Source organism: Flagellimonas sp. S3867 (assembly GCF_014698935.1).
Classification (GTDB): Bacteria; Bacteroidota; Bacteroidia; order Flavobacteriales; family Flavobacteriaceae; genus Flagellimonas.
In genome coordinates, this window is sequence record NZ_JACVMN010000001.1 from 1,343,890 (window position 1) to 1,359,416 (window position 15,527).

General features: G+C 39.2%; 14 protein-coding genes. 3 read left to right on the top strand and 11 right to left on the bottom strand.

The window, feature by feature from the left end:
* Nucleotide 1: 1 nt before the first annotated feature.
* The 9 genes from pyrF to IAG46_RS06115 all read right to left on the bottom strand — a co-directional run bounded on the left by pyrF (nt 2) and on the right by IAG46_RS06115 (nt 8,954).
* Nucleotides 2–823, bottom strand: a complete 822-nt coding sequence (pyrF, locus tag IAG46_RS06075) for an orotidine-5'-phosphate decarboxylase (RefSeq protein WP_190809415.1) — start codon at nt 821–823, stop codon at nt 2–4.
* Nucleotides 824–863: 40 nt separating this feature from the next.
* Complete coding sequence (prfA, locus tag IAG46_RS06080; RefSeq protein WP_190809416.1) at nt 864–1,940, bottom strand: peptide chain release factor 1; 1,077 nt, start codon at nt 1,938–1,940, stop codon at nt 864–866.
* 66 nt (nt 1,941–2,006) lie between these two features.
* Nucleotides 2,007–3,248 carry a DUF3570 domain-containing protein gene (locus IAG46_RS06085; protein ID WP_368668172.1) on the bottom strand — a complete coding sequence of 414 codons (1,242 nt, stop codon included), beginning with the start codon at nt 3,246–3,248 and terminating at the stop codon, nt 2,007–2,009.
* A gap of 143 nt (nt 3,249–3,391) precedes the next feature.
* Complete coding sequence (locus IAG46_RS06090; protein ID WP_190809417.1) at nt 3,392–3,601, bottom strand: DUF4266 domain-containing protein; 210 nt, start codon at nt 3,599–3,601, stop codon at nt 3,392–3,394.
* A gap of 8 nt (nt 3,602–3,609) precedes the next feature.
* A complete protein-coding gene (locus IAG46_RS06095; protein WP_190809418.1) occupies nt 3,610–4,602 on the bottom strand; it encodes an FAD:protein FMN transferase in 993 nt (330 codons plus the stop codon).
* Nucleotides 4,599–5,036: a thioredoxin family protein gene (locus tag IAG46_RS06100; protein WP_223826591.1), complete on the bottom strand. Its 438-nt coding sequence runs from the start codon at nt 5,034–5,036 to the stop codon at nt 4,599–4,601. The genes IAG46_RS06095 and IAG46_RS06100 overlap by 4 nt, the downstream gene beginning before the upstream one ends.
* A 22-nt stretch (nt 5,037–5,058) precedes the next feature.
* On the bottom strand, nt 5,059–5,514 hold the full coding sequence (locus IAG46_RS06105) for a ubiquinol-cytochrome c reductase iron-sulfur subunit (RefSeq protein ID WP_190809419.1): 456 nt from the start codon (nt 5,512–5,514) through the stop codon (nt 5,059–5,061).
* Between the two features lie 46 nt (nt 5,515–5,560).
* A complete protein-coding gene (locus IAG46_RS06110) occupies nt 5,561–6,739 on the bottom strand; it encodes an AIR synthase related protein (RefSeq protein ID WP_190809420.1) in 1,179 nt (392 codons plus the stop codon).
* A 28-nt stretch (nt 6,740–6,767) separates the two neighbouring features.
* A complete protein-coding gene (locus IAG46_RS06115; RefSeq protein ID WP_190809421.1) occupies nt 6,768–8,954 on the bottom strand; it encodes a glutamine synthetase III in 2,187 nt (728 codons plus the stop codon).
* Nucleotides 8,955–9,166: 212 nt separating this feature from the next.
* Here IAG46_RS06115 and IAG46_RS06120 point away from each other — a divergent pair, with 212 nt between their 5' ends.
* Entirely contained in the window at nt 9,167–10,177 is a 1,011-nt protein-coding gene (locus IAG46_RS06120; protein WP_190809422.1) for a glutamine synthetase beta-grasp domain-containing protein, read from the top strand.
* A 176-nt stretch (nt 10,178–10,353) separates the two neighbouring features.
* Here IAG46_RS06120 and IAG46_RS06125 read toward each other — a convergent pair whose 3' ends face one another.
* Nucleotides 10,354–11,292, bottom strand: coding sequence for a calcium/sodium antiporter (locus tag IAG46_RS06125; protein ID WP_190809423.1), 939 nt, complete (start codon nt 11,290–11,292; stop codon nt 10,354–10,356).
* Between the two features lie 147 nt (nt 11,293–11,439).
* On the opposite strand from IAG46_RS06125, the gene IAG46_RS06130 reads away from it, so the two are divergent.
* A complete protein-coding gene (locus IAG46_RS06130) occupies nt 11,440–11,799 on the top strand; it encodes a BlaI/MecI/CopY family transcriptional regulator (RefSeq protein ID WP_190809424.1) in 360 nt (119 codons plus the stop codon).
* Nucleotides 11,800–11,918: 119 nt separating this feature from the next.
* Entirely contained in the window at nt 11,919–13,535 is a 1,617-nt protein-coding gene (locus IAG46_RS06135; RefSeq protein ID WP_190809425.1) for a M56 family metallopeptidase, read from the top strand.
* Between the two features lie 616 nt (nt 13,536–14,151).
* Here the strand turns inward: IAG46_RS06135 and IAG46_RS06140 are convergent.
* A complete protein-coding gene (locus IAG46_RS06140) occupies nt 14,152–15,453 on the bottom strand; it encodes a hypothetical protein (RefSeq protein ID WP_190809426.1) in 1,302 nt (433 codons plus the stop codon).
* Nucleotides 15,454–15,527 lie beyond the last annotated feature (74 nt).

Consider the following 15,527-nt stretch of genomic DNA (forward strand, 5'->3'; position numbering starts at 1 on the left):
ACTAATGTAGTTTTTCTAATTCCAATTGCATATCTTTTTGCATAATCTTTGCTTTTTCTGCAGCTTTTTCTGCAAAATCCAATCCTTGGGAAGCGTATAAAATTCCTCTCGAGGAGTTTACCAACAAACCTACATTTTTGGTAATTCCATATTTGCAGACCTCCTGCAAACTTCCTCCTTGGGCTCCAACACCTGGAACCAACAAAAAACTCTCAGGAACAATTTTTCTAATATCTTCAAGAAAAGTGGCTTTGGTCGCACCCACCACGTACATTAAATTTTCCGAATTCTTATAGGTTTTAGAAACCTCCAACACTTCTTTATACAATTCTTTTCCATTGACCTTCTTTGTTTGAAAATCAAATGCCCCTTGATTGGAGGTCAGGGCCAACAATATGGTATGCTTGTCACTAAACTCCAAAAAAGGTTCTACGGAGTCTTTACCCATGTAGGGGGCTATGGTGATGGAATCAAAATTTAAAGTTTCGAAAAATGCCCTGGCATAGCGGGTAGAGGTATTACCTATATCACCCCTTTTGGCATCTGCGATCGTGAAAATCTGAGGATGTTGGACGTTCAGATATTCCATGGTGCGCTCCAACGACTTCCAACCCTCCAGTCCGTATGCTTCATAAAAAGCAATATTCGGTTTATAAGCAACACATAGGTGATGTGTGGCATCTATAATTGCTTTATTGAAAGCAAAGATGGGGTCATCTTCCTTAAGAAGATGCTTGGGAATTTTATCTAAATCGGTGTCCAGACCAACACATAAAAAGGATTTTTTATGTCTGATTTGAGATACTAACTCTTCTATTTTCATAATAATGTTTCCCGAATACTCCTAAACACTGATTGTAATTTTAAAAAATCTCAGAAGCTTCCTTTAATTTCTCTGTGTTCTCAACCAGCATTAACTCGTCAACAATCTTTTGAATATCTCCGTTGATAATGTTTTGAAGATCATATAAGGTCAATCCTATTCTATGATCAGTCACCCTTCCTTGCGGATAATTATATGTTCTAATTTTTGCAGAACGGTCACCGCTGCTCACCTGAGAATTACGCTTGGCAGCATCTTCCTCCTGTTTTTTGGCCAACTCAAGGTCATATAATCTTGACCGAAGTACCTTGAACGCCTTTTCCTTGTTTTTATGCTGGGATTTCTGATCTTGGCACTGAGCCACCAAACCTGTTGGCACATGCGTCAATCGAACCGCCGAATAGGTTGTATTCACGGATTGTCCGCCTGGACCAGAAGAGCAGAAATAATCAATTCGAACATCTTTGGGGTCAATCTGTACATCAAAATCCTCAGCTTCCGGAATTACCATAACTGTTGCTGCACTGGTATGCACCCTACCCTGGGTTTCAGTTTGTGGAACTCTTTGAACACGGTGAACCCCAGCTTCAAATTTCAATGTGCCGTAAACATCTTCTCCGGAAACCTCAAAATGGATTTCCTTAAATCCACCACTCGTTCCTTCGTTTAAATCTATAATGTTGGTCCTCCAACCTTTGGATTCGCAATATTTGGCGTACATACGATATAAATCTCCGGCAAAAATACTGGCTTCATCACCACCAGTTCCTGCCCTTATTTCCATAACTACATCCTTTTCATCCTCAGGGTCCTTGGGAATTAGCAAGAGTTTGATTTCTTCTTCCAGTTTAGGAAGGGCGCTTTTGGCTTCATCCAACTGCATTTTTGCCATTTCCAACATTTCAGTATCACTACCGTCTGAAATGATTTCCTCGGCCTCTGAAATATTATTGGAAATTGATATGTATTCCTCCCGTTTATCAACAAGCATCTTTAAATCTTTGTACTCCTTGTTGAGCTTAACATACCTCTTTTGGTCAGAAATAATATCAGGTTGAATGATAAGGTCGGAAACCTCATCAAAACGTTGTTTTACAATGTTGAGTTTGTCAAGCATAGATCCATCCGCGTTAAGGTGCGAATTTACAATTTTTGATTGGATTGAAAGCTCAGGAGTTTCTGGCTAATTCCCAATAAAAGTCGTTCCCAAAGTGATGATAGAAGCATTGAGACCATCACTTCTGTCGTATTTACTAAATCGAAGGTCAATGGTCTTTAGTCCAAAAGAAAAAATCTTGGCATTTGTAAAAATATCCTTGTATTGCACTCCAAAACCATATTGATGTGCATCGTATTTTGAAAGATCATAGTCCGAAGTATAAAAATCTAAAGTGGACAGTGCATCTTCTTTCTGATAAAAATAATCCGCTGCAGATTGGGTGTAGTACCTATATGTTGGGTACAACGTGAACTTGTCTGTCAGCTTTAACGGTGCTTCAATGCTCGCCGTATGTGATGTTATGCCCCAATCATCCCAATAAAAGCGATAGTAGGAACGCAAAATCAAAAAATCAGTGGCATAAAAGTTTAAACGTCCTCCAAATGGCACCTTAAATCTTGAATCGGGCAATTGTTCAACGTTATCGGCCAATTGAAAATCATCTATAAAAAAGTCATTCACATCACCATAATATACCCGCTGAAAAGGTGTGCTCAGCAATCCATTTTGGGAAACCAAGTCCACAAACAATGCTCCTTGTAATTTTTTGCCCAAAATCTGCGAAAAGCTCAGTGAAACGGAATACGAATTCCTGTTTTCCTTGTCAAAAGCAGTGAATCCTGGATTATATGTTCCGATTCCCGTAATTCTATCATCAAAAAAACCAGGACGTAGCTCAATAGGATAAATGGCATTCCATTTATCTAAAAAGACACGAGCGCTTAGTGTAAGTTCTGTGTTTTTCTCATTAAAAAGTTTGGAATAACTTCCACCAAACCCTACAGAGAAATAATCGTATTCAGCAGAAAAATAAGCGTTGGCACTCCAAATGGAATTTCGGTCTTTGGAACTGTGTTGGTAAGTAGGGTTGATATAGGCCAACATATCTTTTCTTGAATCTCCGGAGGAGGCATCAAAAGGTGTAGCATTGATATTTCCGCCATCCAGAGGGTTTACGTTGCTTGAAGAGGCTGAGGTATATGCGGACAGCCCTACATCTACGGTTAACACATCGTCCTCGTTCATGGGCATACGTAACACTATGGTTGAAGTGGCATCGGTAAGTTCTTCGGTACCTTCCCCTCCGGTTACAGCTGCATTTTGCCCATCTTGGCTATAATAGCTGAACAACACATCTATTTCGCTCGTTTCCAAAACTCTTTTTGAATAGGAGTTATCTGTCTGCTGACCCCATGCGATGGAAATTCCAAAGCCTAAAAAAACAAGAAATGCCAATATATGTTTTGCAATCTGAACTCTTGGTTTATTTGATTTTTGGGGAATTGGACTTTTGGATTGCACAGTGCTCAATTTTTGTATTTAGTGTTTGATATTTGAATTTTCGCTTTCTAATTACAGCCGCAACCGCCACCTGTTTTTCCACCATTCGCTCCTGCCGAGGCTTCCCTGTAAATTTGGAAATTGGTTTCGAAACGTTCAGATGTCCGAGCGCCCAATTGCATTTCTATATCATTGATATAAGCTTTGTCATATTCCCGCACCGCTACGCATGAACTGCCCAAAAGCAATAAAACGGCTAAAAAAAAGAGTTTCTGCATCTTTAAATTTATTGATTTTTCTCGAACACAATTCCTGAGCTTTTATGGATTTTGTTGTCAGAATCCACAACAACCACTTCTACCCCATCAATCTGATTAATGAGATGAATACCACTATCTCTTCCCATGGTAAAAACGGCCGTGGCCATAGCGTCGCACAGTTCTGCATTTTTTGCAAAAACCGAAACACTATTGATTCCAGAAGTAGGGTATCCAGTTCTTGGATCAATGATATGGGAGTATTTTTTATCGTTTATAATGACATATTTCTCATAATTCCCAGATGTGGCCACCGAAGATTCTACCACAGGCAACCAACTAAATACTTTTTCCTTACTCAAAGGATTTGCTATACCTACAAGCCATTTTTCACCGGTCACTTTTGTACCCCAAGTAGTGAGGTCGCCAGATGCATTGATGATTCCTGCCTTAACTTGTTTAGAAACCAAAAGTTCTTTTGCTCGATCTGCCGCATATCCTTTTCCTATGGCTCCAAAACCTATACGCATGCCGATTTCTGTTAAATAAATGGTCTGTTCCTCTGGGTTGAGGATTATTTTTTCGTACCCTATTTTGCTAATGGATTGTTTTATGGCCAATGCCGAGGGCATCCCTTTCATTGTTCCATCAAATTTCCAAATATTATCCATGGAAGCGTATGAAATGTCAAAAGCTCCGTCCGTGATTTCTGAAATCTTTTTGGCTCGTTCAATCAAACCAAAGAGCTCAGGACTCACTTTTACCGGCTTGACTCCAGCATTTTTGTTGATCAAGGTTGTTTCTGAATCTTCATCCCAGGAAGAGATGATTTTTTCGATGCGTTTAATCTCCGACGCAGCCTCATCAATATTAATATAGCCAATATCTTCGTTGGGAGCCACCACGGTTATCTCAAACCGGGTACCCATAAGTTTCATTGTTCTTCTTACGGTAACATCCTTTTGCTGCCCGCTGGCAGTCAGCAGAAAAAAACAAGTCAAAAACAATGAAAATATCCTCATCTCACAAAATTGTTCAAAAGTGAAATGAACTCTTTAGGAGAGGCTCGTTTATCAAAACCGGTTTTACCCAACAGGGATTTTTCTTTGTCCAAAACAACAATTAATGGAAAATATCCGTGCGGGTTGAATTGTGCCGCGAGTGATTTGTTGGAATTTAATTTTTCTAACGGAAGTTTATTTTTCTTCTTTCTTGGAAAATCGGCATTGTACAAAACGTAGTGCGATTCCGAATAATCCTTAAAATCTTCCGAATCCAAAATATTTCGCTTAAAACGAATGCATGGAGCACACCAATCTGAGCCAGAGAACACTAAAACAATGGGTTTATTCGCCTCTTCGGCCAATTCCAATGCATCTTCAAAACTTTCTTGCCACTGCGCTTGTAGGGTGCCAAAAAAAAGAGAAAATGCTATAAGCAATAAGGGTTTCATCATCTGGACCAATTTTAGGTGGAAATTATTCAAAAACCCTTAAGGTTGTGCCATTAAGTTCTGTATTAAAAACTTTAAGTGGGTTACTGGTCACAGAGTTTAAAGGGGTTCCTGTTTGACTGAATCGTGATCCATGGGTGGAACATCTAAAAATTCCTCCATCTTCTGAAATAAACCGTACTTCTTCTGTTTGTTGATGGCTACATATTTGACTAGCCGCAATTAAGTCCCCCGCTAAATTTCGGGCAACCACAATATCGGTATATCCAAAGCTTGGATTGGATTTAACCAATATGAAACCTCCGTTGTTGGCTAAGGGTGCAGAATCGGTAGCATCAAGGTCAACCGTAAAATCCACACCATCGGGCTCTGGGAACTGTTCAAGGTTCTCAGCGTCACTGGAACATCCGTGTAAACAGGGGAAAGTAAGGGCAAATGCCGCACTGGCGCCCATACTTTTTAAAAAATCTTTTCTTTCCATAGCGTGGGGTTTATAGAAAGAACGCTAATTTGAAGTGAATCGTATACTAGTACTCGAACTTGCCAAACTCGCTTTTGATGGTCAGTTTTTTATCATCAGATGCCTCTACCCTACCGATGACTTGAGCCTTGACATTGAAGCGTTCTGAAATGGAGATGATATCCGACGCAACTGCCTCATTCACATACAATTCCATACGATGGCCGCAATTGAAGACTTGATACATCTCTTTCCAGTCTGTTCCGGATTGTTCTTGAATCAATTTGAACAGTGGTGGAATCGGGAACATATTATTTTTAATAACATGCAGATTATCCACAAAATGGAGAATTTTGGTCTGGGCGCCTCCACTACAATGCACCATTCCGTGAATCTCTTTTGAGGAATATTTTTCCAATATCTGTTTTATGATAGGCGCATAGGTTCGAGTGGGCGATAACACCAATTTTCCGGCATCCAAAGGAGCATCTTCTACAGCATCTGTCAATTGGGTATTTCCAGAATACACCAATTCCTCGGGAACCGAAGCATCGAAACTCTCTGGGTATTTCTCGGCCAAATATTTGGCAAAAACATCGTGTCGGGCGGAAGTCAATCCATTGCTTCCCATTCCACCGTTATATTCTGTTTCATAGGTGGCCTGACCAAAAGATGCCAATCCCACAATGACATCCCCTGCCTTTATGTTGGCATTGTCGATTACCTGATCTCTTTTGATTCTTGCTGTCACCGTTGAATCAACAATAATAGTTCGAACCAAATCCCCCACATCTGCCGTCTCCCCACCCGTAGAATGTATGGTAATCCCATGTTTATTCAAATCAGCAATCAATTCTTCTGTTCCATTAATGATTGCCGAAATTACTTCTCCGGGAATCAGATTTTTATTTCGACCTATGGTCGATGACAACATGATATTGTCTGTAGCACCAACACATATTAAATCATCCACATTCATGATCAATGCGTCTTGGGCTATTCCCTTCCAAACAGAAATGTCACCAGTTTCCTTCCAATACATATAGGCCAACGAGGATTTGGTACCGGCTCCATCCGCATGCATAACAAGGCAATGGTCCTCACTTCCAGTTAAATGGTCTGGCACAATTTTGCAAAAGGCCTTGGGGAAAAGTCCTTTATCAATGTTCTTTATGGCATTGTGAACATCTTCCTTGGAAGCGGAAACCCCTCTTTGGGCATATCTTTTACTGGTATCTGAGGACATTTATGTGGATTTTGCGCAAAAATAGCTGTTACTTGGCAAATAGTAACTCTCTATACTTGGTAAATGGCCATAAATCGTCTGAAATCAGCTTTTCCAATTTATCCGATTGCTCGCGAATAGTCTCAAAATAGGGTTTGACATTATCACAATAGGATTGAGCCTTTTTATTTATAGTGGACAGACTATTAGCTCTTTTTCGCACCGTGGTCATTTCATCTGTCAACTTTTTGATAGTAACAATGTGCTCGCCTATCTGCTCCAATATATTTAATTGGGTCTCCGCAAACTTTTTATGAGCTGCCCCATACACTTCTCTTAATCCATTAATATTCTCCAGCAGTAAATTTTGGTAAGAGATTGCTGAAGGCACAATATGACCATAGACCATTTCCTCCAAAACCCTGCCCTCAATTTGAAGATGAAGCACATATGTACCCAATTCCACCTCTTGATGTGCTTTTAACTCCACTTCGCTCATAACTTCCATATCCTTAAAAAGAGCTATGCTCTCTTTGGATGTAAGCACTTGAACAGCTTCTGGAGTATTTTTGTTGTTGCTCAGTTTGCGTTTTCTGGCTTCATCTTGCCATTCTTGGCCATAACCATCCCCATCAAAACGAATACGCTTAGAGGTTTTTATGTATTCGCGTAAAATATTGAACACGGCCTCGTCTTTCTTAAGGCTTTTTTTATCAATAAGTGCATCCACCTCTTTTTTGAAGTCGGTCAGTTGCTTGGCCACAATAGTGTTCAAGATGGTCATGGGTTTGGCGCAATTGGTTTTGGCCCCAACGCCCCTCATTTCAAATTTGTTACCGGTGAAGGCAAAAGGAGATGTTCGGTTTCTGTCGGTATTATCCAACAAAATCTCAGGAATCTTTCCAACCACATTGAGCTTAAGTTCTGTTTTTTCCTCTGGAGACAGTTTTCCTTTGGAAACACCTTCAAGTTCATCCAATACCTCACTTAGCTGATTTCCAATAAATATCGAAAGAATGGATGGCGGAGCTTCATTTGCACCCAACCTATGATCATTGCTAGCTGAGGCTATTGAAGAACGCAAAAGTTCTTCATAGGTATCCACCGCTTTAATGGTATTGACGAAAAAGGTTAAAAACTGAAGGTTTTTCATCGGTGTTGACCCTGGGCTAAGCAAATTCACTCCGGTATCGGTCTCCAATGACCAGTTATTGTGTTTTCCGGAGCCATTGACCCCAGCAAAGGGTTTCTCATGAAAAAGGACGGTAAAATGGTGTTTATCAGCAATTTCTTCCATGACATCCATCAACAATAAATTGTGATCCACGGAAAGATTGGCCTCTTCAAAAACTGGTGCCAACTCAAACTGATTGGGTGCCACCTCATTATGTCGCGTCTTCACAGGAATACCCAATTTGGTGCACTGTTTCTCCAAATCGCTCATAAAAGCAAGCACCCGGCTCGGAATTACCCCAAAATAATGGTCATCCAATTGTTGACCTTTGGCTGCGGAAGCCCCAACAAGTGTACGGCCCGTCATTACCAAATCCAACCTAGATTTCACCAATGCTTTATCCAATAAAAAATATTCTTGCTCCCAACCCAGGGTGGCGTGCACTTTCCTAACATTTTTATCAAAATATTGGGCCACTCCGGTTGCCGCTTCATCCATCGCATGAAGTGCCCGTAATAAAGGTGCTTTATTGTCCAAAGCCTCCCCGGTATAGGCCACAAAAATAGTAGGGATACAGAGCGTTGTTTTATAAATAAATGCGGGTGAAGTCGGGTCCCAAGCGGTGTACCCCCTTGCCTCAAAAGTATTGCGTATTCCACCACTTGGAAAGCTTGAAGCGTCAGGTTCTTGCTGCACCAACTGTGCGCCTCCAAATTTTTCCATGGCCCTTCCATCGGGTAAAATGTCGAAAAAGGCATCATGTTTTTCGGCAGTGGAGCCAGTCAATGGCTGAAACCAATGTGTATAGTGGGTCGCCCCCATGGACAAAGCCCAAGCCTTCATTCCTTCGGCCACCTGATCGGCTATTTTTCTATCTATTTTGGTGCCCTGAAAAATGGCTGATTTTACTTTATCAAATGCTTCTTTGGTCAAGAATTGAAGCATTCGTTCCTCGTTGAATACATTCTTCCCAAACAATTCTGACCTTCTTCCTGTTTCTTCCACTGTGGTATGATTTCTTTTACCACTCTCTTGTAAAGCTTGAAATCTCATTATGGACATCCTTTTTAGTAATTAAAACGCAAAACTACGATTATCAATTTAATAATATATCTTTAAAAAATTACTTTTTTTTCATTTTACCCCATAAAAAATAGGGGTAATAAAAATTATATCGACTTCTTTGTCTTTTTAGCCCTATAAAACACATATTATCAAACGAAAATATATATTTTTGACCTCGAATTATTTGAGAACATATAACTACCGGAATTATGAGCAAATCTAAATTAGAATACATCTGGTTGGACGGCCATCAGCCAACTCAAAACATGAGGAGCAAAACTAAAGTTGAAGATGATTTTAGTGGTAAACTGGAAGATTGTCCAATATGGTCCTTTGATGGTTCTTCCACAGAACAGGCATCAGGGGGTTCTTCTGATTGTTTACTGAAACCAGTTGCTATTTACCCAGACCCAGTTAGAAGTAATGGCTGGTTGGTAATGGCCGAAGTTTTAAGTGCCGATGGCACACCACACCCTTCTAACGCAAGAGCAACCATTGATGATGATGACAATGATTTTTGGTTTGGTTTTGAGCAGGAGTATTTTTTAATGGATACCAAAACCGACTTACCTTTAGGATTTCCACGTGGAGGGTTCCCTGGACCACAAGGTAAATACTATTGCTCTGTAGGTGGTAGATATACTTGGGGTAGAGATGTTGTTGAGGAGCATGCGGATTTATGTATTGAAGCGGGTTTGAATTTTGAAGGCATCAACCAAGAAGTTGCTCCAGGTCAATGGGAATTTCAATTGTTTGCCAAAGGAGCCAAAAAGGCCGGTGACGAAATTTGGATTGCGCGCTACCTACTGGATAGACTGACTGAAAAGTATGGATATTATATTGAATACCATCCTAAGCCTGTAAAAGGAGATTGGAATGGATCAGGAATGCACGCCAACTTCTCTAATACCACTTTACGAACCTGTGGTTCCAAAGAAATTTATGAGAAAATCTGTGAAGCGTTCAGACCAGTTACAGAGGAACATATAGATGTTTATGGAGAATTTAACGATGAGCGTTTAACCGGGTTACACGAGACTGCGCATGTATCTGATTTCTCTTATGGGGTTTCCGATCGTGGAGCATCTATCAGGATTCCGATTATTACCGTTGAAAAAGGATGGAAAGGTTGGTTGGAAGATAGAAGACCAGCGTCTAACGGAGATCCTTACAAAATTGCAGGCAGAATCATAAAAACTGTGAAGTCTGCAGATGTATAGTGTATAAATTAATTGTTGATAGTGTTTAAGCCGCCCCTTTGGGGCGGTTTCTGTTTTGCTTAAATGGCTTGACACGAATTACACCTATTCCACCAATATAAAACCTTCAATAAGATTCATGGTAAACATCGGAACTTATCGAGGAGTTCTTTTTTAATTAATTATACTAAACATATTTAGTTTAGGGTCAGGTATACAAAGAGCGCGTAGAACGCAAGCAAAACAATACCATCTCTCCATCCTAAGCGCAATCCCTTCGGAAAGAATACCAGAGGCAGTATTAAAAAGGAAATTCCAAGCATCCAGAAAATATCTCCAGTAAGCAATTCCTGATCCATCACTTTAATTGGTGTAATTATAGAAGTGATTCCCAATACTGCGAGTAAATTAAAAATGTTGGAGCCAATCAAATTCCCCAACGATATTGCCTTTTCTTTTTTGATAACGGCAACAACCGATGCCGCCAATTCCGGAATACTTGTTCCAACGGAAACAATCGTAATTCCAATAATCCTATCGCTCACACCAAAAGCCGATGCCATACCAACAGCACCATCGATCAACAATTCGGAACCGCCCCACAGTGCCGTTCCCCCTATTCCTAAAAAAAACACTGTTTTATGCAACGGCAATAATTCATCATCCTCGGGCATTTCATCCACCACTGCTGTTTTCTGAAATCTAAGTAAGAATATTAGGAAAAGAAATAGGAATACTACTAGTATAATACCTTCATACTGCTGCAACACACCATCAAAGTATATGAAACCAACAAAAAGCAAAGAGGCCAACATCATAACCGGCCAATCTGTAGTATAAAAACTTCGTCGTACATCAATTCTGCCCAGGAGTACCGTTATGGCCAAAACCAAACCTAAGTTAGCAATATTTGAGCCCACTACGTTACCTAGTGCCAAATCTGGAAATCCATCCAACGCTGCCTTAATACTCACAATAAGCTCGGGTGCTGAAGTAGCAAAAGAGACCACTGTCATTCCAATTACAATTTTGGGTATCGCCAACCTAAGTGACAATGCAACCGCAGCTTTCAACAACCAATTCCCTCCCAAAATCAATAATGCAAGGCCAAGAAGAATAAAAAGTAGATTTCCCAAAAGGTGAGTTTTGGCGTAAATATAGATTAAGATTTAATGAAATTATACTTCCAAGATTAAAAATAAAAACTAAATAAATAGTTAAATAACTACAAAAACAGTTGTTTAACTAAAAATATAATTATACATTGGCACAAAATTCATCAAATGCAAAAACTGACCAATAAGGAAGAAGAGGTAATGAAAATCCTGTGGAGGCTAAAAAAAGCCTTTGTCAAGGAAGTGCTAAAGGAAATGAAGGGAGATAAACCACATTACAACACCCTGTCCACCATTGTAAGGAATTTACAGGAAAAAAAATATGTTGGGCATGAGGCTTTTGGCAATACCCACCGGTACTATCCGCTTGTTACAAAAGAGGCGTATCGTAAAAAATTCGTCAACTCCACTATTGCGGATTACTACGATAATTCGTATAAAAGTCTGGTTTCTTTTTTTGCGAAGGAAGAAAAAATATCAGTGGAGGAATTAAAGGAAATTATTGATCTTATTGAAAACAAAAAGTGATGGAAGCATTGTTAATTCATCTTTTAAAATCGTCCGGGATAATACTTCTCTTTTTGCTTTGCTATATTATTTTTTTAAGGAAGGAGACGTTTTTTAAAGGCAATCGTTGGTTTTTATTTATGGGATTGTTGATTTCGTTAGCAGCTCCTTTTATCACCATGACCAAAACGGTTATATTGGAAGCTTTACCCATTTCTGGTGTACAGGCTACGCAATCAATTTCCCCAGTCAACCTGCAGCTTGACAATTCATCTTCCAACTTATGGCTAATTGTTTTTGCAATTTATTTGATAGGTGTGGTTGTTATGGGCTTTCGATTGGCTACACAATTTTATTCCATAAAAAGGTTGTTTGTAACCGCCAAATTGCTGAAGGAACACCCTTTTTATCATGTACAGACGCAACAGAATATTTCTCCTTTTTCATTTTTCAGATACATTTTTTACCACAAAGAGGAGTTTGACCGAGCAGAATTGGAATCCGTGATCGAACATGAAAAAGTGCATGCAAGGGAACACCACTCTTTTGATATCCTGTTGATGGAACTGGCTCTTGTTTTTCTGTGGTTTAATCCGGCGATTTGGTTTTATCGAAATGCCCTAAAGCAAAATCTAGAATTCTTGGCCGATGCCCAGAGCTGTGGCAAAGGAGAGGAAAAGAAAACATATCAATATTTAATGCTCAAACAGACCATTGGTACGCATAATCTGTTCATTGCCAATCCATTTTACAATTCATTAATCAAAAAACGAATAGTCATGTTAAATCAAATTCAATCCAAGAAAACAAACATGTTGAAGATGTGTTTTATTTTACCTGCCATTGCGTTGTTCCTGGTTAGTTTCAATACCAAAACCGAGTTTATCCTTGGCTCAGAAGACCAATTTATTGAAGACACAAAAGTGGACGACAAAACCATTGAACTTATTATTAACAAGGACACTTCGGATGAAGAATTACTAAAAATTAAAAACGACCTTGCCAAAGATGGCATTGATTTCTCTTACACGGTAGTGCATAATGTCAACAAAGAAATTATCGACATTTCACTACAATTAAGCGGCAAAAGTAGCGATGGAGAGAATTTTAGTGGAAACTACAACTCCAATTCAGATGGCCCAATAAAACCCATTTCCATTTTTTATGACAAATCCACAAACACCATCTCCTTCGGAAACTCCCAATACAATTCCATAAGCATACATTCTGATGATGACAGCCGGGTCTGGATCAATTCTGATGATAAAAAACATGAAAACATCACCATTGTAGAAAAAGATGGTGTAAAGAAAATAATGCTGAATGGTAAAGAAATTAGCGAAGAAGAACTAGAAGAAATGAATATTAACATTGACCATGATCACAATGAAAGTGATGTTCAAATACATATTGATTCTGACAATGCCATAAACAAAAGTGAACACAAAGAGATTAAGAAACACATATCAAGTGATAAACACATTCATGAAGAGGTAAACATCATTAAGGAAACGGATGTTCACAATGATTCAGATGCTATCCCTGGCAGTAATGGATTGTTATTTCGAAGCAGCGATTCGAAACAAAAGCCAATTTATTTTGTAGATGGAAAAAAAGCAAAGGAAAAAGACGTAGAAAAACTCTCTCCAGATGATATCGAATCCATAAATGTTCTAAAGGGAGATGGAGCCATAAAAAAGTATGGCAAAAAAGCAAAGAATGGGGTAATTGAAATCATTACCAAAAAGAAAAAGTAGCCCTATAAAGACATAAAAATTACAATACAAACCGACCATTAAATGGTCGGTTTTTTATTTCTGTCCTAAACGAAATTGCCCAAAACTGTCATTTTTGGACCAAAACTTCCCTTGGTTTTGAGAAATTGCCTAAAAACATCCCTACAAATACTTCAGTTTATAATGTTTATTGATATTTTAAATTACATTTTAAAACATTTCTTAAGATAGTTACATAATTTTTAAAGTCAATCTCATTTATTTACTTACAAATCTGTATTCAATTGTATTGATTTCCTTCCAAAAATTTGGAAACATGATTGTTGTCATTTTATCTTAAAAAAACGTAACCGGTTCAAAGCAATTTTTCAACCCTTAAAATCAATCAGCACATGATCACAATTGTTAAGTTTTTAGTGATGTTGCTCATTCAACTCATCGCTCTAATTTTTGTCTAACCTTTAAAACCAAACGCCATGCTTACATTATTTGGAATACTGATTATATTATTTGGAATTGTTACCCTACTAGAATCATTGATTGGTGCAGATTTAGCCAAGCAAATGATGAACAAGTCCAAAAAATAATTAAAGAAAACCCGATCTTTAACCGGGTTTTTGATTTTATGGAAGTTCTATTATTCCTTACCCATTTTTTGCAGAAAAGCAATGTCTTCCTCCACCGTCAATAGAAGTAGGCTAGTGGCCGTACAGAAAACAGGACTGGTAATACAATGATGACCATTCCAACTACCGTCCTCATTTTGAATTTTCAAAATACGTCCACTCATATTATCATACCAATCTTTCCAATCTTCGTCTTTGCTCACCAGCAAGGACTCCCCGGTTTGCAGGTAACTTAAAAACTCTTCTCCTCCATTATTGCCAAAACCATTTAGCACTTCATCCTTTTGTGCTGTTTCCTTGGCGGATTCATATACTTTGTAAGCCGTTCCATATTTCTGGGCATCGCCCGCAGCGTATCCTATTTCCTCAAGAGTTTGGGCATTAACTTCAGCATTGGACGCTATCTTGCCCTCAGCTTTTGCTTTACGAATATCTGCCTTGACTTTTCTGGCTTCTTTGGCGCTTGCTCTTACACTTCCGCTTACCGAGTACAATATAATTCCAGCTCCGTCGTCCGTTTTTACCGACCCGTCTTCCTCATTGTAGTTTTCTTTTTGGTACTTTCTAGATCTTTCCAGAACTTCTTCGCTTACCTCTACACCTACAACTTGCGCAGCTTCCAAGGCACTATTGGCCATTCCGCTCTGCAGTACTCCTGCCCAACCAGCACCTCTCTGCTTACCGTGTTCGTCAGTTCCTTCTTGGATACGAGCAATACAAATGTCCAAGCAACGAACAATTCGTTTTTTGTCTATCCCCACCAAATCCCTGTCCAAAATGCTGGAAAGGAACTGGGCGGCCAAAACGGCTTCAATATTTGCCCCCAGTTTTGACTGTATCTGGGTATTTCTAACTTGAGTGATATATGGCTCGTCGTTTTCAGTACTTTCTATGGTTTCCAAAAGATAATCCAATGCTTTTTTAAGATTTTGGGCGTGAGTCCCCTTTTTTAGGGTTGTGCCACTCCTAAGTAAAGCCATACCCACCATAGCAGTAGTTGCGGGATCTGCTTTTACCGCTTGGGGATCTTTTATATGTTGTGCAGAATGACTACCTGCTCCATACCCTCCGTTGGGTAATTGTGCTTTCGAGAGCCATTGAAGTCCATCCCGTACCGCAAATTGAATATTCTCATCTGACTTATATCGAATAAACCCTTCAGACGATTGTTCGCCCATTACAGTCATAAATACGCAACCTTTTTCCGGTTGTAAAGTTCTTTTTGGGCCCGAAGCCATCAATGTAGTGTAAAGCACTCCGCTAATCAATACTATAGCAGGCGCCAGCAGTAATTGCAATTTTGTCCTCATCATTAAAAGTTTTAATTTTTTGTTGAAGCTAGATAACAGATCATGTCAAAAAAATGAGCATTTAGTATGGCGTACGT